At 68.3% G+C, this 19,239-nt stretch carries 16 protein-coding genes and 1 tRNA gene; 7 read left to right on the top strand and 10 right to left on the bottom strand.

The annotated features are described in order from the left end of the window. Nucleotides 1–61: 61 nt before the first annotated feature. Nucleotides 62–144, top strand: a tRNA-Leu gene (locus tag CH42_RS01240). A 211-nt stretch (nt 145–355) separates the two neighbouring features. On the opposite strand, the gene CH42_RS01235 is transcribed toward CH42_RS01240, so the two are convergent. Continuing rightward, a complete protein-coding gene (locus tag CH42_RS01235) occupies nt 356–4,948 on the bottom strand; it encodes an FtsK/SpoIIIE domain-containing protein (RefSeq protein WP_053351406.1) in 4,593 nt (1,530 codons plus the stop codon). Between the two features lie 130 nt (nt 4,949–5,078). On the opposite strand from CH42_RS01235, the gene arr reads away from it, so the two are divergent. From arr to CH42_RS01220, 3 genes are all read left to right on the top strand, one after another. Further along, nucleotides 5,079–5,501 carry an NAD(+)--rifampin ADP-ribosyltransferase gene (arr, locus tag CH42_RS01230; RefSeq protein ID WP_053351405.1) on the top strand — a complete coding sequence of 141 codons (423 nt, stop codon included), beginning with the start codon at nt 5,079–5,081 and terminating at the stop codon, nt 5,499–5,501. 143 nt (nt 5,502–5,644) lie between these two features. Next, nucleotides 5,645–6,685, top strand: coding sequence for a glutaminase A (glsA, locus tag CH42_RS01225; RefSeq protein ID WP_053351404.1), 1,041 nt, complete (start codon nt 5,645–5,647; stop codon nt 6,683–6,685). Beyond that, entirely contained in the window at nt 6,682–8,307 is a 1,626-nt protein-coding gene (locus CH42_RS01220; protein WP_239683902.1) for an MFS transporter, read from the top strand. The genes glsA and CH42_RS01220 overlap by 4 nt, the downstream gene beginning before the upstream one ends. 3 nt (nt 8,308–8,310) lie before the next feature. Here CH42_RS01220 and CH42_RS01215 read toward each other — a convergent pair whose 3' ends face one another. The 5 genes from CH42_RS01215 to CH42_RS01195 all read right to left on the bottom strand — a co-directional run bounded on the left by CH42_RS01215 (nt 8,311) and on the right by CH42_RS01195 (nt 12,440). Beyond that, nucleotides 8,311–8,922: a TetR/AcrR family transcriptional regulator gene (locus CH42_RS01215; protein WP_053351403.1), complete on the bottom strand. Its 612-nt coding sequence runs from the start codon at nt 8,920–8,922 to the stop codon at nt 8,311–8,313. Between the two features lie 32 nt (nt 8,923–8,954). Next, nucleotides 8,955–9,797: an alpha/beta fold hydrolase gene (locus CH42_RS01210; protein ID WP_162231051.1), complete on the bottom strand. Its 843-nt coding sequence runs from the start codon at nt 9,795–9,797 to the stop codon at nt 8,955–8,957. Between the two features lie 120 nt (nt 9,798–9,917). Continuing rightward, nucleotides 9,918–10,229 carry a DUF2853 family protein gene (locus tag CH42_RS01205; protein WP_053351401.1) on the bottom strand — a complete coding sequence of 104 codons (312 nt, stop codon included), beginning with the start codon at nt 10,227–10,229 and terminating at the stop codon, nt 9,918–9,920. A 135-nt stretch (nt 10,230–10,364) separates the two neighbouring features. Then, nucleotides 10,365–11,831, bottom strand: a complete 1,467-nt coding sequence (locus tag CH42_RS01200; protein WP_053351400.1) for an MATE family efflux transporter — start codon at nt 11,829–11,831, stop codon at nt 10,365–10,367. A gap of 168 nt (nt 11,832–11,999) precedes the next feature. After that, the gene (locus tag CH42_RS01195) at nt 12,000–12,440 is read right to left on the bottom strand and encodes a MarR family winged helix-turn-helix transcriptional regulator (RefSeq protein ID WP_053351399.1); all 441 of its coding nucleotides are present in this window, start codon (nt 12,438–12,440) and stop codon (nt 12,000–12,002) included. A gap of 59 nt (nt 12,441–12,499) precedes the next feature. Between CH42_RS01195 and CH42_RS01190 the strand changes: the two genes are divergently transcribed. Genes CH42_RS01190 through CH42_RS01180 form a run of 3 tightly spaced genes read left to right on the top strand, consistent with a single transcriptional unit; the run spans nt 12,500 to nt 15,166 of the window. Next, the gene (locus CH42_RS01190; protein WP_053351398.1) at nt 12,500–13,573 is read left to right on the top strand and encodes an alanine racemase; all 1,074 of its coding nucleotides are present in this window, start codon (nt 12,500–12,502) and stop codon (nt 13,571–13,573) included. A gap of 58 nt (nt 13,574–13,631) precedes the next feature. Further along, nucleotides 13,632–14,762, top strand: coding sequence for a PQQ-dependent sugar dehydrogenase (locus tag CH42_RS01185; RefSeq protein WP_053351397.1), 1,131 nt, complete (start codon nt 13,632–13,634; stop codon nt 14,760–14,762). Further along, the gene (locus CH42_RS01180) at nt 14,759–15,166 is read left to right on the top strand and encodes a DUF1801 domain-containing protein (protein WP_053351396.1); all 408 of its coding nucleotides are present in this window, start codon (nt 14,759–14,761) and stop codon (nt 15,164–15,166) included. Before CH42_RS01185 ends, CH42_RS01180 begins: the two co-directional genes overlap by 4 nt. Here CH42_RS01180 and CH42_RS01175 read toward each other — a convergent pair. The 4 genes from CH42_RS01175 to CH42_RS01160 are packed head-to-tail and all read right to left on the bottom strand — an operon-like array spanning nt 15,142 to nt 19,074. Then, nucleotides 15,142–15,978, bottom strand: coding sequence for an ABC transporter ATP-binding protein (locus CH42_RS01175; RefSeq protein WP_053351395.1), 837 nt, complete (start codon nt 15,976–15,978; stop codon nt 15,142–15,144). The genes CH42_RS01180 and CH42_RS01175 overlap by 25 nt on opposite strands. After that, entirely contained in the window at nt 15,975–17,042 is a 1,068-nt protein-coding gene (locus CH42_RS01170; protein ID WP_053351394.1) for a FecCD family ABC transporter permease, read from the bottom strand. The genes CH42_RS01175 and CH42_RS01170 overlap by 4 nt, the downstream gene beginning before the upstream one ends. Beyond that, entirely contained in the window at nt 17,039–18,073 is a 1,035-nt protein-coding gene (locus CH42_RS01165; protein WP_053351393.1) for a FecCD family ABC transporter permease, read from the bottom strand. The genes CH42_RS01170 and CH42_RS01165 overlap by 4 nt, the downstream gene beginning before the upstream one ends. Then, nucleotides 18,070–19,074: an ABC transporter substrate-binding protein gene (locus tag CH42_RS01160; protein WP_053351392.1), complete on the bottom strand. Its 1,005-nt coding sequence runs from the start codon at nt 19,072–19,074 to the stop codon at nt 18,070–18,072. The genes CH42_RS01165 and CH42_RS01160 overlap by 4 nt, the downstream gene beginning before the upstream one ends. Nucleotides 19,075–19,239 lie beyond the last annotated feature (165 nt).

The following is a 19,239-nucleotide window of genomic DNA, read 5'->3' as shown; positions in this document are numbered from 1 at the left end:
GCGGGCCCCAGGGTGCTAAGCTAGGGGAGTTGTCTGAGTGGAGGCGCTCAGGAAACGACTCGCGCGAGTGGCGGAATGGCAGACGCGCTGGCTTCAGGTGCCAGTGCCCGCAAGGGCGTGGGGGTTCAAGTCCCCCCTCGCGCACGAGTAATGAGATAGGCCCCGATTCTTTGTGAATCGGGGCCTATTGCGTTGTGTGGAGGCTTCCAGGTTCATTTGGCCTCGGGCCCGTCGAACACTTGCCTGCCAAGTCATTCTTCCGGCACCGATTCAACGAAACGCATACAGTTTTCGACCTCCAGTGTGTGCGTTTCGTCGAATCGGTGTGCGAGGTGTAGTACGCCGCGCGGCCCACTCACAGCCCCACGTGCACCCCGGTGATGCGGCCGCTCTGCACCAGGAACCCTCGCCCGGGCGGAAAGTCGGCGCGTTTCGCGTGCGTGAACGGGGTGGTGAATACCGAAGGCGCGTCATTCGCGTCGGGTTGCAGCGCCAGCGCCCAGCGCGCACCGCGCAGCGGTGAAGCGAGTTCCCACACGGTTCCCAGCGTGGCGTTCTCACCCTCGACGATGGTCGTCGCGTCACTGCGGCGCAGCAGTTTGAGCAGTGCGCCGAGCGCCGCCTCGTTGCCGCTGCCGTCGAACCCGCCGATGTCTTCGATGACGACGATCGCGCGAGCGCCGGGCCGCGGGAATGGTGGAGGGATGGTGGCGGCGGAAGCCGCGGGCTCGGAAGGCTCAGCTCCAGGAGGAACGGTGCCGACGAGCGGCAGCAACGTGAGGCCCGCCGGCGCAGTGGGGGTGCCGCCGAGTGCGCGTGTAAGGCGTTCGATGAGCTCGGTCCGAGATTCCGCGGTGTCGGCTACCGTCGACCACGCGGCTGCAGTACGCAACTCGCTGCGCCGCGGGGCAATCAGCACGGCATCAAGCGGGCGCTCAGCGACTCCGGCATCGTCGTTCATCGCCGCGAGCAGTGACCGAACCGCATGCGTGCGCCCGGAACCCGCCGGCCCGGTGACGAGTGCCAACCCCTCACTCGGTGTGCCGACGCCCTCGAGGCGGTCGGTGTCGAGAGCGAATGGCGCGCTCGCGCCGGTGCTGCGCACGATGTCTGAGCGGTCGATCGCCACGGGAACCGCGGGCACCGGTGCTGGTCCGTCGGTGAGCTGACCACCGAACCGCAGCGCGAGCTGCTCCAGCGCAGTGCGCGTGTCCGAAAGATCGCCGGACGCCCCGGGCAGCGCGATCTGGAGTTCGTGGCCAGAACCGATGCGAATGGCACGCCCGGGCCCGGCGTTCTCAAGTGCCTCAAGGGGCACCCCGAGCATCTGGTAATCCGCCTCAGCGGTCAGCTGCAACGCGAGGCGCTCTGAGAAGCTCGATGCGAGGGAGGCGGGAAGTCCGTTCGACCGTTCTGAGGTGAGCACGACGTGCACATTCACGCTGCGTCCGCTCGCTGCGATGTCGATGAGATCGGCGAACGGGTCGCCGCCACCGCCGCGATGCTCGTGCGCGTCGCGGAACGCCGCGAGTCCGTCGAGCAACACGATCACCGGTGCGGGGTTCTCGGCAGCCGCGGCAGTCCGCTCAGCGATGGTGTGCTTTGCGAGCGCGAGCAAGCGGATGACGCGATCGCGCTCGTCACCCGGAACGATGTCGCCCGTGTGCGGCATCGCCCTGAGTATTCCGAGGCGCCCGCCGGCGCAGTCGATGCCGTAGAGATGCGTGCGTGGATCGGCGGTCACCGCCGAGACGGCGAGCGAGAGGAGTGCGGTGGTCTTGCCAGAGCCCGCGCCACCAAAGATCGCGAGGTTGCCGATCTCTGCGAGCTGCAGCATATACGGAGACTGCCGTTGCGACTGCGGTTCATCGATCAGGCCGAGCAGCACACCGGCCGCTGCGCCGCGTCGGGCGCTGCGAGGGGCGGCCGACGGCGGCTGCAGAGAATCGACCGGCAACTCGTCAGGCAGTTGATCGACCCAGGGGCGGCGCGGGGTTGCCGTGCCGAGGTGCTGCGCCGCGTTGCGAATGTTGTTGGCGAGCGTCTCGATGTCGCGAGTGCCGCGGTGGGCTCGCGCGCCTCCCGACCGCGCTTCGGGGATCAGATTCCACGGGTCGCGCTCACCGAATTCGAGGTCGCGCACCTCGACGGCGTCTCGGTGCTCGGTCTCGGCACGACCACCGAGATACCCCGCCTGCAGGTGCGCCAGACGCCCGGCACCGACCTTGATCGCTGCTCGACCAGGAACTTCGGGCGAGAACAGTGCCGCGTCTGCGACGCCGATCACGTCTGAGCTGTCGGCCGGATCCGCCATGCGCAGTGCAACACGCAAATTCGTGTTGGCGCGGAGGTTGTCGGTGATGACCCCGGCCGGCCGCTGCGTAGCCATCACCAGGTGCAGGCCGAGCGACCGTCCGCGCTGGGCGACGTCGATCACGCCGTCGACGAATTCGGGAATCTCTTTCGCCAGCGCTGCGAATTCGTCGATGACGATGACAAGGGCCGGCGGAGCTTCCGAGTCGCCGCGCCGTTCCAGAGCGATGAGATCTTTGGCACCTTTTTCGGCCAACAACTCCTCGCGATACCGCAGCTCGGCGCGAAGCGAGGTCAGGGCTCGGCGCACCAGGTGGGTATTGAGGTCGGTCACGAGGCCGACCGTGTGCGGCAGATCGACGCAGTCGGCGAACGCGGCACCGCCTTTGTAATCGACGAGCAGAAAGGTGAGGCGATCCGGAGCGTAGTTCGCCGCGAGCGAGAGTATCCAGGTTTGCAGAAACTCTGACTTGCCCGACCCCGTGGTGCCGCCGACGAGCGCGTGGGGTCCGTGCAGTCTGAGATCGATTTCGACCGCACCGGCACTGCCTTGGCCGACGACTGCGGCGAGCGTGCCCGGTGCACGTTCGCCGCCGGGTCGCCAGTTCGCGACCAGGCTGTCGGTCGCGCGCCACTGCTGTTCGATCGCCTCCGCAGACCCGAGAATGTCGCCGGGCACGATTCGCGCGAGTGCAACGCTTCGCGGTAAATCGCTCTCATCGAGCACGCGCGCGCCCGCATCGACGAACGGCGCGAGTTCACGAGCGTACGTTTGGATCGCCGGGAGCTCGACACCTTCGAGCGAGCTCAGCTCAACCACCTCACTTTGCCGCACGAAATGCGCGCGCCAGATGTCGGTATGAGCTTCGATGACGGTGCGGCATGCGGCGGGAACGTCGCCGACCGAACGCGCGATCCACAAGATGTGCACGCTGACGTCGGCGCCGTCTTCGGCGAGGCCGACCACCCGGGTGCGGTCGACGAGTGTGTCAGCGAGCACCAGCACGATCACGGCGGGGTGCATCGGCTCGCGATCCGTGGCGGCGAGGCGTTCGCCTGCGTCTGCCGCGTTACCCGACATGCGCGAGCGCACTTGCCCGGCATGCGCGTCCGCAGCGCGGTCGGCGATGAGGCCTTCAAGCTCGGTGAGCAGCAGATTTCCGCTGCGCTCGTCTGCCGCAAGGTGGGCTCCCGAAATGGGGCTGTATGCCGAGTCGGCGTGGGGCAGCCATTTGACCCAGGCCCACTCCGCGTCGGCCTGTGCGTTGTTCGCGAACGCGGTGACGACGAGGTCTGCCGGGGAGTGCAGTGCGGTGAGTTGCAGCAGGATTGCCCGGGCAGCCGATGCCGCCCACGCTGGGTGGCCGGCGATGCCGATCGAACCGCAGCGGTCGAGGCGCTCGAGCACGGGCACGGCGTCGATTGTCGCGTAGCGATCGTGAACTTCGGTCAGCCGCGCCCATTGTGCGGCCGCGATTTTGCCGCGAGGCGGCAGATCCACCGTTTTGCGGCTCGCCAGGGTGCCGGTGCCGAGCCGCAACTCGAGAAACGCGCGATGCTCGGGGCGGCGAGACCAGACTCGCGGGTCTTGTTGTGCGACGAAGCTCGCGAGCGTCGTAGCGGACGGCGATTCGGCGTCGCGACTGGTGCGTTCGCGCGTGATGTTCACCTCAAGCTCTTGCTGGCACTGCGTAATGCCCGTCTCGAACTCATCGAGCTTGCGACGGGTCGTCTTGCGCCGAGTGAGTCGATTGTCGAACCATGAGCCGATCATGATGAGCGGCGACAGTGCGACGAAGATCAAGCTCATCGTTGAATGCGTGGTGAGGTAGAGCACCCCGCCCATGATGAGGGGAGCCACCATCGCGATGAGCGGAAATCGTGCTGATTCAGCCTCATCGGGAGGCGCTGGCAGCTCGATTCGGGGTGGGTTGAAGACCGGATCGACATGCGGCGACTGCACGTGCTGCATCGTGCTGTCGAATGGAGTGGGCGCAGTCGCCGGAGGCCCGAGGGTGACCTGCACCCGGACTGTGCCGAACTCCACGGTCGCCGAACGGTTGAATCGAATGATCGTGGTCTCCGATGCAATCCGTTCACCGTTCGCGTCAATGAGTGACGTGCCGTTCGCGGACCCGAGGTCCTCGATTTCGAGCGCGTCACCGACGCGGCGCAGGATCGCGTGACGCCGCGACACGCTCAGGTCGTGCAGCTCCACTCGATTCGCACGGTCACGTCCAATCGTCGTGGCACGATCTGCAGGGAGAAAGACCACCTGCTCTTGCGAGCCGTTCATGACGGTCAGCGCGGCAATCGCGAGCTTGGTGCGACGCCCGTCACCGGGATGAGATTCGAGCACGGGTTCGATGCGCGCACCCGAGATCAGACCTGAGCTTGCAGTGAGATCGCCCGCGTCGAGTATCAGCACGGTGCCGTCTGGCTGAGTCATACGGAGCGTCATCGGAGCCTGACGATGCACGGCGAAAGGAACGAGCTGCGGGTGACCGGCGCCACCGCGCACGAGGTTACGCGCGAGCTCGCCGACTGTGGATGTGGCGTCGCACGTGAGGGTCACGTCTCGAAAGCGTTGGTGCACATCGTCGAGGTACTCGACAACGGAAAGTCGGAACTTCATAGGGTGGAGTGAAGCACACGCGCACGGAACGTTGCAGAAGTTATCCACAGACCCGTCACGATCCGCTAAGGGTCATTTACCGCGATAAGCGCGAGTACTCTGCTGTGTGCGAACAGTAGGGGAGACTTCAATGACACTCGTAGACGAAACCGGGCCCTTCTTCCACGGCACGATCGCCGACGTTCAGCCGGGTGATCTGCTCGAGGCCGGTCGGCCGTCGAACTACCGGCCCGAAGTGATCATGCGGCACATCTACTTCACGGCGGTCGCCGATGGCGCAGGCCTCGCCGCAGAACTCGCCGCCGAGCTCGCGGACGGCACGGCAACGCCCCGTGTCTACGAGGTCGAGCCCACAGACGCATTCGACGACGACCCCAACGTCACCGACAAGAAGTTCCCTGGCAACCCCACACGCTCCTACCGCAGCACCGCGCCGCTGCGGGTCGTGCGCGAGGTCACCGACTGGAAACGACTAACCCCAGAAGCCCTGCAGTTCTGGCGAGATCGCATCGTGAACGTGGCGCCCGAGCAGCGCGGGGAGATCCTGAACTAACTCTGCTCGCCCGCGCGCCACCCCGCGCGAGCCTCGACTCACCGCAGGAACCGTCGCGAACCGAAACCCACCATTGCGTTTCTTATGCGTGGAGAGGTTTACTGAAGACATCGTGATCTCGGTACCCGATGGGGGAGGGCCGGATGTTCGAAGTCGACCTACAAGGCGTGCCGCAGCGCGCGTTCACCGGAGCGCTGCCGGCCCCAACCGACATCGACGACCTCGTGCGGCAAGCCCACGCGAGATACGCATCGCACCGCGAGGGCTCGGTCGCCGACTACATTCCGATTCTCGCCGAGGCGCCACCCGACCTCTTCGGCATTTCGGTCGTCGACGTTGCCGGCGGCGCGCACGAGCACGGTGACGCCGACCATGCATTCTCGATCCAATCGATCTCGAAAGCCTTCGTCTTCGCGCTGGTCTGCGAGGCCATCGGGCATCAGGCGGTGCACGACCGGGTCGGCGTGAACAACACGGGCCTGCCGTTCAACTCGGTCATGGCGCTCGAACTCAACGGCGGCTGCCCGATGAACCCGATGGTCAACGCCGGCGCCATCGCGACCACCGCCCTGATGCCGGCGGCATCGCATGACGAACGCTGGGCGCGGGTGCGCGACGGGCTCAGCAGATTTGCGGGCCGCGAACTCGAGATCGACGCCGAGGTGTACCGCTCAGAGATGCGCACCAACACCCGCAACCGCGCCATCGCCCGGCTGCTCGAGGGCTACGGCCGCCTCGAGACCGACCCTGACGCCGTCGTCGACACGTATACGCGGCAGTGCGCGCTCACGGTGACGGCCCACGACCTCGCCGTCATGGGCGCGACCCTCGCCGACGGCGGCGTGAACCCCATCACGGGGGCGCGGGTCGTTTCGGCCGAGGTCGCACGCGACACCCTCGCGGTGCTGGCATCGTGCGGCATGTACGAGCGCTCGGGCGAGTGGCTGTACGAAATCGGGGTTCCGGCGAAGTCGGGGGTCGCCGGCGGCATCGTCGCAGTGTCGCCCGGCAAAGGGGCGATTGGCGTGTTCTCGCCCCCGCTCGACTCCGCCGGCAACAGCGTGCGCGGGCAGCGGGTGTGCGCGTTCCTCTCGCGGGCGCTCGGCCTGAACCTGTTCGCGTCGCAGCCAGCGCCAGTGCCATCCCCAGCACCACACCCCAGCGACAACACGGAGGCACCATGAGCACTGCGACCGCCGACCCCACGAGCGCCTCCGAGCGCCGGTCGTGGGGGCCGATGATCGGCCTCTTCCTCGCTCAGGTGCTGATGTCGTTCAACGTCGCCGCTCTGCCGATCTCGCTGGGCGGCATGGTCGCCGACTTCGGGGTGCCGCCGACGACGGCGAGCACGACGATCGTGGTCTATGGCCTTGCGGTGGCGGCGCTCGTGATGACCGGCGCGAAGCTCGGGCAGCGGGTCGGGTGGGTGCTGATCTTCCGTGTCGTGGTGGTGCTGTTCGCGGGGTCGTCGTTGCTGATGATCTTCTCGCAGAGCATCGGCTGGGCGATCAGCGGTCAAGTGCTGGCGGGCGCATCGGCCGCGATCATCGTGCCGGCGCTCGTCGCGCTCATCGCGGAGAACTATCGCGGGGACCAGCAGGCGACCGCGGTGGGGTCGTTGGGTTCAGCGCGCGCGTTCTCGGGCGTGAGCGCGTTCTTGATCGGCGGCACGCTCGGCACGCTGGTGGGCTGGCGCCCGATCTTCTTCATCACGCTGGGTCTCGCGGTCGCCGTCTTCCTGCTGAGTTTCGGGTTGCGCTCCGATCGGGGCAACAAGTCGGTGCGCATCGACCTGGTGGCGTCGGTGCTGATCGGTGCGGCAATCGTGATGCTCACGCTCGGCTTCAACAATTTGAACGGCTGGGGGATCCTGTCCGCCCGTGAGAGCGCCCCGTTCACCGTGCTCGGCATGTCGCCGGCACCCCTGCTTATCGTGCTGGGCGTGGTGTTCGGGCAGCTCTTCTTCCGTTGGACCCGGCGCCGCATGCGGGCGGGCAAGACGCCGCTGGTCGATCTCAGCGTGCTCGATCGGCCCGAGGAGCGCGCGGCGATCTACGCGATGTTCATCATTGTGCTGATGGAGGCCGCGGTGAACTTCACACTGCCGACCTACATTCAGGTGGTGCAGGGCCGTACCCCGTTCGACACGTCGCTCGCGATGATGCCGTTCAACCTCACGGTGTTCATCACGGCCACGCTCATCGTCAGGTTCTACGGTCGGTTCGCTCCCCGAACGATCGCGCTGTTCTCGTTCGCGCTCACCACCGCGGCGCTGCTCTGGCTCGCGTTCGTCGTGACGAACAACTGGGAGACGGTGCCGACGATCGTCGGGCTCATCATGTTCGGCATCGGGCAGGGCGCGCTCGTGACCCTGGTCTTCAACGTGCTCGTGACGGCGGCCCCGAAGGAGCTCGCGGGCGACGTCGGGTCGATTCGCGGCACGACGCAGAATCTCGCGTCAGCGGTGGGCACCGCGGTGATGGGTGCGGTGCTCGTGACGCTGCTCACGGCCGGCGTCGCGCAATCGGTGCAGGATCACCCGGAGCTGCCAGCCGAACTCGTGTCACAGGTGGATCTCGACACCGTCAACTTCGTCGGCAACGATGAGCTGCGCGCGGCGCTCGACTCGACCACGGCGACCCCCGACCAGATCGAGGCGGCCGTTGCGTTGAACGAGGAGCAGCGGCTGCGCACGCTGAAGTTTGGCTTCCTGATTCTCGCCGGCATCAGCGCGATCGCGGCGCTGCCCGCGTCGCGGCTGCCGCGCTACCGACCCGAGGAGATCCCGGACCCGGAGCAGGCCTGAACGCTAGGCGGCCGTCGCGGAAGGCGCGGTGGCGGTGCGCGGGATGTCGCCGAGCAACTCGCCGAGAAAGCGCAGGCTGGCGGCGAGGTCCGAGCGATCCTGCGTCACGTGGGCGAACCAGGCTCCGACGCAGTACCCCTTCACCAGCACGACCAGTCGTTCGAAGCTGCCGGGGCGTTGCGCTTCGAGCGCCTGCCGCCAAGGTTCGAGCGCGAGCTCGCAGTTCTCGCGGATGTGCTGCTGCATGCGCTGCGTGAGCTGCACGTTGCCGCGACGGATCGCGTACCCCGTGATGTCGTAGAACGCGAGGTGCGCGTCAACCGGTGGGGAGAGCGAACTCTCGAGCAGCCAGTCGAGCTGTGCGGCGAGCGTCTCGCGGGGCGCATCGGCCGCGAGTGTGTGCGAGACGCCGTCGAGCAGGTGCGCGGCGACTGCGTCGAGCAGCTCCTCTTTCGACGCGAACCAGTAGTGCAGACTGCCAAGCGGCAAGCCCGCGGCCTCGGCGATGCGACGTGTGGTGGTCTTTGCGATTCCGACCTCAGAGACGACCGCGAGTGCCGCTTCGATGAGCGTCTGCCGCACGTCACCCCGCGGCTCATTCGCTTCCGGGCTCATATTCGGAGTATAAACCGGGTGGTGCCGGTGATTCAGTCGGTGGCGTTTGCGGCGATGAAGTCGTGCACCAGCGTGATGGCGGCGTCGCTCTCGAGGTGCAGGCCGTGCAGCTGATCTTCGAAGACGCGGAAGTCGGCCTCGGAGATGGCGGCGGCAAGTCGCTCTGCGGATCCTAGCGGAATGAGGCGGTCGCCGTCGCCGTGCAGCACGAGGGTCGGCGCGGTAATGCGAGTGGCCTGCTCGGTGGTGTCGTGGCTGCTGCTCGCGCGGCTCAGGGCGCGCAGGGTGGCGCGTGCGCCATCGATGTCGAAGAACCGCTGCACCGCAACCGTGTGCTGCTGCGCCCAGGCGTCGTGGAAGAACAGCGCGCTGCGGTCGGCGCGTGTGCCTCCGTAGAGCAGTCGGTAGGCGTCGGTGTCGCGCGGCTGCTCATCGCGTTCGCCGAGGCTCGTGGCGATCAGGCTGAGCGACTTCACCCGCTCAGGGGCATCGATCGCGACCCACTGTGCGACCTTGCCCCCCATCGAGTGCCCGACGACGTGTGCGGTTTCGACGCCGGCTGCATCGAGCACGGCGCGGGCGTCGCTCGCGAGCAGTCGTGTGGTGAGCAGGTCGGGGTCGCCGGTTTCGGATCCGGCAATGCCCCGCTGCTCGAGCCGGATCACGTGGAAGTCGGCGGCGAGGCGGCGGGCGACGGGCTCCCACCCGAGTGCGGAGGTCGCCTGCCCCTGCAGCAGCAGCACGGTTTCGCCGGAGCCGTGCGAGAACCAGCGCAGCTCGGTGCCGTCATCGGCGCGCGTCGAACGGGCATCGGCAAGAAACTCGGCAGCGGTGGGAATGTCGGCGAGGGTGTCGGGTGCCGCGGCAATGGTCATCATTCCAGGCTACTCCGCGCAGGCGCACGAGTGCGCCACCGGCGTCATCTGGGGTCGTCGATGAGCCGTTGGCGAACGAGGTAGGCCGGGCCCGAGTCCGAGCCGGCCGTCGGAGCGGCCCTAGCCGCCGAAGACGGAGAGCTTGCCGTAGTGCTCGGCGAGCAGGTAGTAGACGGTGAGGCGCTGACGGCGACCGGGAACTCGTTCGCCGATGGCTGCGATGGCCGCATCGATCTCTGCGTCTGAAGCGGTGACGCCGAGCTTGCCGCGCACGAAGTTTTCGCGCACCGTGGCGAGCTCTGCCGGGTCGCTGAACGCGACGAGGCGCGCGTCGGCGTTTTGCAGCGCGAGGGCGTAGGTGGTCTCGAACTTTGCGACCACGGACTCGTCGGCGTCGGGGGCGTAGAGGCGGATGTCTGCGAGTGCGCTCATCGGTGTTCCCTTCTGGGCGCGGCGCCGGTCGATGCCGCGCGGTTGGAGTGGGTGCTCGCGATCAGTATGAAGGCGTTCGGTGCACGGCGGCGAGACTGACGGTGAATATTCAGGGGCAACGCACCCGGGGCGGGGTTACGCCGCGGGCTCGAGTGCTGCGTCTGCCCGCTCGGGGCTGCCCTCGGTGAGGCCCGAGGCGATCCGGCGCCGATTCGCGAGCCACAGCACGGCCCCCGCGACGAAGACGAGTACCTCGGTTACGGTGAGCGCCCAGATGATGCCGCCGAGCCCGAACCAGGCGTTGCCCAGCAGCACGATCGGAATGAACAGCACGCCCTGGGCGAGCGAGATGCCCATCGCCGGCGCGACGAGTCCGGTCGCCTGAAACAGGGAGGTGATGAGGCCGGTGAATCCGTTGACGATGGTGGCAACGAGCTGCGCGGTCAGGATCACCAGGCCGATCGCGAGCACGGAGTGGTCGGTGGAGAAGACGGTGAACACCTGCTCACGGAAGATGAAGACGGTGCCCGAGAAGACGAGCACGATCGTGCCGACCGTGAGCGCGGCGCCGCGGAGCGCTGCGTTCAGGCGTGCGCCGTCGCCCTTGCCGAACGTGTAGGCGAGCAGTGGCAGCACCCCGATCGTGACGCCCATGACGAGGAACTCGGGCACCTGGGCAATGCGCACCGCGACGCCCATCGCCGCCAGCGCATCGTCGCCGTAGGCGGCCGCGAGGTGGTTGAGCACGAGGGTGGTGAAGATGAGGAATGACGCCTGCACCAGTTCGCTCGCGCCGATGCCGAACACGGGCTTCAAGATGTCGCTGCGCAGCGTGAACCAGCGAGGCGCAAAGCTCACGTTGGCGCTGTTGCGGTGCAGCCAGACGAGCCAGTAGACGATGCTCGCGACGTTGCCGAGACCGATGGCGAGCGCAGCACCCGCCACGCCCCAGTGCAGTACCAGGATGAACAGCACGTCGAAGACGAGGTTGCCGACGGTCGAGATGACCATGCCGGCCATCGCCTGGCGCGCGGCGCCCTCGGAGCGCACGATCTGTTCGAGCGCGAAGGCAGCGACGAGCACGGGCATGAACGCGAGCATCACGGCGACGTAGGAGGCGGTTGCGGTGGCTGCCGCCGCGTCGGCGCCGAGGGCGGCGACCAGGGGATCGAGGAGCAGGAGGCCGATCGCTCCGAGCGCGGCGCCCGTGATGACCGCGCCCCACAGCGAGAACGCGGCGACGCGCTTGATGTCGGCGGCACGTTCAGGGTCGTGCTCGGAAGCGCCGAGCAGGCGCGACATCAGCGAACTGCCGCCGACACCGAAGACGCCGCCGACCGCCATGATGAGGCCGAGCAGCGGGGTGCCGAACGTGATGGCGGCGAGCAAGCTCGTGTCGTGCTGAGCGCCGATGAAGCCGGCGTTGATGACGTTGTAGACGGCGCCGACGACCATCGCGGCGGCCATCGGTACGCAGAGGTGCACGAGCGCGCTGAAGATCGGGGCGGAGGAGAGGATGCGGCGGTTCTGGGCCGCGGCAGAGCCGGGGGTGGGGTCGGCGGTCTGCGGGGCGGGCGCGATGGTGGGGTCGATGGTGGACATGGGGATTTCGATCTCTGAGATCCGGGTGTGTTTCAGGCAGCGCTGCGCCGCCCGGTTTCGGGCACGGCGCAGCGCCGGCGGTGCGGGCGCTCGTGCGGGCGCACCGATGCGACCCCTGACGCTCGAAGCGCCGCGGTCGGGTTCAGGAGGTGTAGGGAGTGCGGACCGCTAACGGGTCGGTTCGGGCAGCTCCGCGGTGATCTTGGTCAGGAGGAGTTGCAGGTGCTCGCGCTCGTTCGGGTCGAGTGGTGCGAGCAAGCTGTCGTCGAGGGCGAGCATGGCGTCGGCGAAGCCGGCGATGAGGGCGATGCCTGCGGGGGTCGCGAACACGCGCTTGGTGCGCGCGTTCTCGGCATCGCTGCGTCGCTCGATGAGCCCGCGTCGTTCAAGACCCTGGAGCAGGCTCGAGACGCTCGCAGCACTGGTGCGCGTGATCTCAGCGATGTCGCGCTGGATCGCGCCCGGCTGCTGCTGCAGGTACCCGAGAACGAAGCTCTGCTCCTGGGTCAGCTCGCGCTCGCGCACCCATTCTTCGGCGCCCCTGCGCTGCGCCCATCCGATCCAGCGCATCAGCTGGAGCGGGGTGTCGAAGCTCGGTCGTTCGTTCATGGTTAGAACACTAACCGTTAGATCTCAAACTGTCAATCGATCGTTGCTACGCTGGCGCCATGAACACCGCACTCGACGCGCTCCCGACCCCGGCCCTGCTGCTCGATGAGACCGTGCTCCAGGCGAACATTGACCGCATGGCGACGTGGGCGCGCGCCCGGGGCATCGCACTGCGGCCGCACGCGAAAACGCACAAGTCGCTCGAGATCGCCCGCCGCCAGATCGCCGCGGGCGCCGTCGGTCTCACGGTCGCCACGATTTCTGAAGCGCTGGTGTTCGCGCGCGCCGGGTTCGACGACCTCTGTATCGCCTACACCGTGTGGATCGATGCGGCGAAGCGCCCGCTGCTGCTCGACCTGCTGCGCCTCGCGCGGGTGCGCATCGGCGTCGACTCGGCAGTGTCGGCCGCTCGGCTCTCAGGGGCGGTGCCCGCGGAGCTGCGTGATCGCCTCGAACTGCTCATCGAAGTCGACTCCGGCCATCACCGCAGCGGGGTGCGCCCCGAGTGCGCGGGCGAGATCGCCGACGCCGCCCAGGCACTCGGGCTCCGTGTCGTGGGCGCCTTCACGTTTCCGGGGCACAGCTACCACCCCGAGGCTCGGCAGGCCGCCGCCCGTGACGAAGCGCGCGCGCTCGCCGCAGCCGCCGAATCGTTGACCGGCTCGGGCGTCGACGTCGCGGTGCTGAGCGGAGGATCCTCGCCCTCCGCCGCATTCGCCGATGCGGGCGTGCTCACCGAGCTGCGCCCCGGGGTCTACGCACTCGGCGACGCCCAGCAGTGGGAGCTCGGCGCGATGGAGCCTGCGCAGATCGCCGTGCAGGTGCTCGCGACGGTGGTTTCGCGCACCGACGCGCACGTCATCGCGGATGCCGGCAGCAAGATGCTGGCGACGGATCGCGGAGCCTACGCGACCGGATTCGGGCGGTTGCTCGATCACCCCGATGCCCGCATCACCGCCCTGTCCGAGCACCACGCGACCATCACCGGGCTCGATGCGCCTATCGGTACCCGGGTGCGACTGGTGCCGAATCACGTGTGCGTCGCCGTGAACCTCAGCGACGCCTACGCGTGCATCGGTCGTGACGGGGCCGTGACGGTCTGGCCGGTCGACGCTCGCGGGTGCAATGCCTAAGGGCCGGGCGTATCGCCGGGTCTGGTGCAGCGGGGCATCGCGCACGTAGGCTGCGAGCATGACGGGTCGCGCAGTCCCCACACTCGGTCGACACGGCCGTGCCGGTCGAGTGAGTGTGGGCGCGGTCACCGCAGCACTGGTCGGTATCGCCCTGGTCGGGTGCACCGACCCTGTAACGGGCAGCGCCCCGAGCTCGGGTGATCCGGCACCCACGGCGGCCGCGGCCGAATCTTTCGAGAGCTCGGTCGTCGCGGAAGGCTTGGCGGCGCCGTGGTCGATCGCCTTTCACGGCGATACCCCGGTGATCAGCGAGCGAGACTCCGGTCGGGTGCTCACGCTGTCGAGCGACGGGTCAACGCGAGAGATCACCACCGTCGCGGGGGTCACTCATGGCGGAGAGGGCGGGCTGCTCGGCCTTGCGGTGCGCGATGACGCGCTCTACGTGTATGCCACTCGCGGAAGTGAGAATCAGATTCTGCGATACCCGTTGTCGGGGGCCGCAACCGGACTCGGCGTGGGTGAGCCCGAGGTGCTCGTCGACGGAATTCCGGCAGGATCGACGCACAACGGCGGGCGCCTCGCCTTTGGCCCCGATGGCATGCTCTATGCGACGACGGGCGATGCCGGAGACCGTGAGTCGGCGCAAGATCCGTCGTCGCTCGGCGGCAAAATACTCCGGGTCACGGCCGATGGCGGCGTGCCCGATGACAACCCAGTGCCGGGTTCTCCGGTGTGGACCCTCGGCCACCGCAACCCGCAGGGGCTTGCCTGGGCGCCCGACGGCACGATGTACGCATCCGAGTTCGGTCAGAACACCTGGGACGAGCTCAATGTGATCGAGGCCGGGAACAACTACGGATGGCCCGAGGTGGAGGGGCGTGCGGGAGTCGCCGGGTTCGTCGACCCCGTGCAGCAGTGGACCCCTGAGGAGGCCAGCCCGAGCGGAATCGCCGTGCACGACGGGCATCTGTGGATCTCGCACCTGCGCGGGTCGGCCCTTCGCGCGGTGCCGCTCGATGACCTCAGCGCATCGACGGTGCATTTCGCCGGCGAGTTCGGCCGCATTCGCGATGCCGTCGAAACTCCCGACGGCCGGTTGTGGGTGCTCACGAACAACACGGACGGGCGAGGCACGCCGCGCGCGGGAGACGACCGGGTGCTCGACGTGACGGTGGAGGCCGGGTCATGAGGGAAGCGCCGCCGGGGTCGGCGGAGGTCGAGGCCTGGTTTGCCGCGAACCCGCACGCGCTCGCTGATGGCGCCCGCTCGGTGCGCCGTGCGATCCTCAGTGCAGATGCGCGGGTGACCGAATCGGTGAAGTGGCAGGCGCCCAGTTTCACGTGGAACACCATCGACTTCGCGACGTTCAGTATGCGGCGCCCCGATCAGCTGCAGGTCATTCTGCACACTGGCGCGAAAGAACGCCTCGACATCGCCGAGATCTCGGTTGAGTCGGTCGGCAGACGTTCACGCCGAGCGGGCCGCAACCGCGAGATCATCACATTCGCTTCGAACGCGGAGGTCGAAGCCGCGCTGGAGTCGTTCGACCGCGCGGTGCGCGCTTGGATTCAGGCGCTGCCGGTGCTCGGCTGAGCCGGGATCGTCTCTGCCACAGAAGCGCGCACCCGGGGCACGACGAGCGGGGACCCGGTCTGCGGATCCGCGATGATCTCGCTCGGCAGGTCGAACACCTCGCGAATCGTCTCTTCGGTCACGACCTCGGCTGGGCTGCCCTCCGCGACGATGCGTCCGTGCCGCATAGCGATCAAATGGTCGGCGTAGCGAGCCGCGAGATTGAGCTCGTGGAGCACGATGACGATCGTGGTGCCTCGGGCGGCGTTGAGCTCGGTGAGGAGGTCGAGCAGCTCGATCTGGTGGTTGATGTCGAGGAACGTGGTGGGCTCGTCGAGCAGCAGGATGTCGGTCTCTTGCGCGAGCGCCATCGCGATCCACACGCGCTGGCGCTGGCCGCCCGAGAGCTCGGAGAGTTGGCGCGTGGCGAGATCGGCAGTGCGCGTGGCGGTGAGCGCATCGGCCACCGCTGCTTCGTCGGCTGACGACCACTTGCGGAACCAGCCCTGGTGCGGGTGCCGCCCGCGCCCGACGAGGTCGGAGACGGTGATGCCGTCGGGGGCGACGGGCGACTGAGGCAGCATGCCGATGATGCGGGCGAGCTCGTGGGAGGGCACGCGCGTGATGGGGGTGCCGTCGAGCAGCACCTCGCCCGTGCTCGGTGCGAGCAGCCGCGCCAGCCCGCGCAGCAGCGTGGATTTGCCCGAGGCATTGGCGCCGATGATCACGGAGACGGCGCCGCCCGGCACAATGAGGTCGAGGCCGTCGACGATGGTGCGCTGGTCGTAGCCGAGCGTGAGCCCCCGGGCTTCGAGCGTATGGTCGACGGTCATCGGATCTGAGCCTTTCGGGCGGTGCGGATGAGCATGGCGGCGATATAGGGGGCGCCGAAGACGCCGGTGACGACGCCGGTGGAGATCGGCCAGGGGAGGGCGTGCTGCGCGATGAGATCGGCGCTCTGCATGAGCACGGCACCGGTGAGGGCTGCAGCGAGGATGCTGCGCCCCGCGGTGCCGAGCAGCACCTGCGCGATCGGACCGGCGAGCATCGCGATGAACGCGATCGGCCCCACGGCCGCCGTCGCGATGGAGACCAGCACCACCGCGGCCCCCAGAATCACGAAGCGGTCGCGTTCGACCCGCGCACCGAGCATGCGCGCGGTCTCCTCTCCGAGCTCGAGACGGCGCAGCAGCCGAGCGATCGCCCAGCCGACGGGAACGAACAGCACGAGCGTGCCGGCGAGGAGTGCGATGAGTTCGGGCGTCGCCATCCCCACCGACCCGGTGAGCCAGGTGAGCGCGGCGCGCGCGTCGCTGAACTCGGCGCGAGCAATGAGGTACGAGGTAATCGACCCGGCGAACGTCGCGACACCGATTCCCACCAGGATGAAGCGGTACTCTGACACCCCGCGCCGCCACGCGACCGCGTAGATGAGGGCGGCGGTACCGAAACCGCCGAGCAGCGCGAACCCGGGGAGCGCGAGCCCGGAGGCGCCCCCGAGAACGAGCGCGCCGGCGGTGAGGGTGCCGGCGCCGGCGCTGACCCCGAGGAAGTCGGGTGAGGCGAGCGGGTTGCCGAGCACACGCTGAAACAGGGTGCCGGCGGCGCCGAGCGCCAGCCCGACGAGTGCGGCTGTGAGCGCGCGGGGCAGCCGCAGCTCGCGCACCACGAAGACAGTCGAGGGTGTGCCGGTTCCGGTGATCCCGCCCACCGCCTCGCCAGGAGAGAGCACCTGACTGCCCGCCATCAGTGCGGCGATGAACAGTGCGGCGGTCACGACCGAGAGCGAGACGCAGACGACGACGATGCGGCGTCGCGCACGCGCGTGGGCCGCCCGCAGCTCGTCGCGCACGGTGCGTTCGGGCGACGCCGTCGCTCGGGTCATCACGCCGGTCACAGCTGCACCGACTTGCGGAAACGCACCAGCAGTACGAATACGGGCGCGCCGATAACCCCGATCACCACACCGACGGGCACCTCGCCGACCGGCAGCAGCAGACGCCCGACGACGTCGGCCCCGAGCACGAGCACCGGCCCGAGCAGCGCCGAATACGGCAGAATCCAGCGGTAGTCGGGCCCGGTGAAGAGCCGCACGAGATGCGGGATCATTAGGCCCACGAACACGATCGGGCCGCAGGCCGCGGTCGCGCCGCCGCACAAGAGCGCCACGAGTGCGAAGAGCAGGGCGCGCGTCAGCCCGGTGCGCACCCCGAGCGCGCTCGCCAGGTCATCGCCGAGGGCGAGCAGGTTGAGCGGGCGGCCGACGAACAGGGCGATTGCGATGCCGATCGCGAGATACGGCAGCAGCTGCAGCAGAATCGGCGCGTACCGGCCGGCCAGCGATCCGACCTGCCACATGCGCAGTGCATTCAGTGCGTCGGGGTCGGCAAGCAGAATCGCCGAGGTGATCGATCCGCAGACCGCGGTGAGCGCGGCACCGGCAAGTGCCAGCTTCACCGGAGTTGCGCCCTCTGAACCGAACGCGGCGACGGAGTAGACGAGGACGGTGGCGATACCGGCTCCGATGAACGCGAACCAGACCGAGCGACCCGCGGGCATCGCACCCCACACCAGCGCGGCGAGCACCACCGCTGCGGCGGCACCCGCGTTGATGCCCAGCACGCCCGAGTCGGCCAGCGGGTTTCGGGCCACGCCCTGCAGAATGGTGCCGCCGAGCGCGAGCGCGGCACCGACGAGGATCGCCAGTAGCGTGCGCGGCAGGCGCATCTCGCGGATCACCGTCGCATCGGCTCCCGTCGCGGCTCCCGTCATCGCCTGCCACACGTCGATCGGTGCAACGTCACGCGAACCAAGTGCGATGCTCGCCCCCGCGAGCAGCACCAGCAAAGCGGCTGCGGGAAGCAGGCCGGCCGCGAGCCCCGCGCGGCGGGAGAGGGACGCGCTGCGTCGCGGCAGCGCGAGCGTCACAGGGCGCCGACCTCGGCATCCGTCTCTCGCACCACGTCGGCGAGGCGGTTGAGCTGCGCCGTGTAGTCGCTGTAGGTGTGCATCCAGTAGGCGGGCCACAGGGTGGTCTGGCCGGCTGCGTAGGCCGAAATGCTCTTCGAGATCGGTGCGTCGGCGAGGATCTGCTCGCCCGACTTCGCGTTGCGGTCGTCGATGAGCAGGAGGTCGGGCTGGTACGTGTCGGCCGACTCCATGCTCAGCGTCTCCCAGTAGGGGAAGTCGGCATCGGGCGTTTCAGGGTCGATGACGTTGAGGCCCCAGCTGGTGAAATCTTGCAGTTCGGGCGCGTACTCGGTGACGGCGACCGCGTAGTTGTCGTCCCACGGGCTGATCGCGAGTGCGGAGACTCCCGGGTTCTCTTCGTTGGCGGCCTCGAAGTTCTTGCGGGCGTCATCGAACTCGGCCCGGGCGTCGTCGATCGCCTGCGAGTCGGCGCCGAGCGTGACGGCGAGCCCGGCGTATCCCTCGATGAGGTCGACGACGGAGTCGCCCTGGCTCGGGCCGACGACCGGCGCGAGGTCGGCGAGCTTCTTGCTCTCCTCTTCGACGCCGCCCTCGAAGCCCGAGTAGGCGTTTTCGGCGGGCCACCAGTCGCCCACGATGAGGTCGGGCTCAAGCTCGGCCGCCTTCGCGACGTCGATCTTGCCCCACTCCTCGCCGATAACGGGAATGCCGTCGAAGTCGGCGCCCTGTAGGCCCACATCCTCGGTGATGGGGCCGTCGGCGTAGACCGCGATCGGCGTGATGCCGAACTCCATCAGTGCCTTCGCCGCGTAGGCGTGCGCAATGATGCGCGACGGCACGTGGTCGGCGGTGTACGTCTGGCCGTCCCCCGAATCGTAGCTCCAGGCAGCGTCGGCGTCGGAGCTCTGCGCGGTGGCAGTGCCGGAGCAGCCGGCGAGGGCGACCGCGGCGATCGCGGCGGCGGCGAGAGCGGTGAGCAGGCGGGGGCGTCGGTGCACGATGGGCCTTTCCAGAGAAGATCGCGGGGCAAAGCGAGCATCAGCATACCTTCATCTGATCTTTGATGCTTGCGTGTGAAGATCGGTTGTGCCGACCGTTCCTGGCTTCCCGGCGCGTGCGCTCCCGTGCCTGCCGCCCCATGAAGTAGACATGGAGCACGCGAT

The sequence above is a fragment of the Leucobacter musarum subsp. musarum genome (assembly GCF_001273845.1).
In the GTDB taxonomy this organism is placed as follows: Bacteria; Actinomycetota; Actinomycetes; order Actinomycetales; family Microbacteriaceae; genus Leucobacter; species Leucobacter musarum.
The sequence above is the reverse complement of the archived record's forward strand: the minus strand, read 5'-3'. Positions and strand labels throughout refer to the sequence as shown.

Excerpts from the sequence above, each read along its gene's own strand:
- CH42_RS01220 (WP_239683902.1), top strand. The coding sequence starts at position 6,682 with ATGAGCACTGCGACCGCCGACCCCACGAGCGCCTCCGAGCGCCGGTCG.
- arr (WP_053351405.1), top strand. The coding sequence starts at position 5,079 with ATGACACTCGTAGACGAAACCGGGCCCTTCTTCCACGGCACGATCGCC.
- CH42_RS01215 (WP_053351403.1), bottom strand. The coding sequence starts at position 8,922 with ATGAGCCCGGAAGCGAATGAGCCGCGGGGTGACGTGCGGCAGACGCTC.
- CH42_RS01200 (WP_053351400.1), bottom strand. The coding sequence starts at position 11,831 with ATGTCCACCATCGACCCCACCATCGCGCCCGCCCCGCAGACCGCCGAC.
- CH42_RS01235 (WP_053351406.1), bottom strand. The coding sequence starts at position 4,948 with ATGAAGTTCCGACTTTCCGTTGTCGAGTACCTCGACGATGTGCACCAA.
- glsA (WP_053351404.1), top strand. The coding sequence starts at position 5,645 with ATGTTCGAAGTCGACCTACAAGGCGTGCCGCAGCGCGCGTTCACCGGA.
- CH42_RS01205 (WP_053351401.1), bottom strand. The coding sequence starts at position 10,229 with ATGAGCGCACTCGCAGACATCCGCCTCTACGCCCCCGACGCCGACGAG.
- CH42_RS01175 (WP_053351395.1), bottom strand. The coding sequence starts at position 15,978 with ATGACCGTCGACCATACGCTCGAAGCCCGGGGGCTCACGCTCGGCTAC.
- CH42_RS01185 (WP_053351397.1), top strand. The coding sequence starts at position 13,632 with ATGACGGGTCGCGCAGTCCCCACACTCGGTCGACACGGCCGTGCCGGT.
- CH42_RS01195 (WP_053351399.1), bottom strand. The coding sequence starts at position 12,440 with ATGAACGAACGACCGAGCTTCGACACCCCGCTCCAGCTGATGCGCTGG.
- CH42_RS01180 (WP_053351396.1), top strand. The coding sequence starts at position 14,759 with ATGAGGGAAGCGCCGCCGGGGTCGGCGGAGGTCGAGGCCTGGTTTGCC.
- CH42_RS01190 (WP_053351398.1), top strand. The coding sequence starts at position 12,500 with ATGAACACCGCACTCGACGCGCTCCCGACCCCGGCCCTGCTGCTCGAT.
- CH42_RS01210 (WP_162231051.1), bottom strand. The coding sequence starts at position 9,797 with ATGACCATTGCCGCGGCACCCGACACCCTCGCCGACATTCCCACCGCT.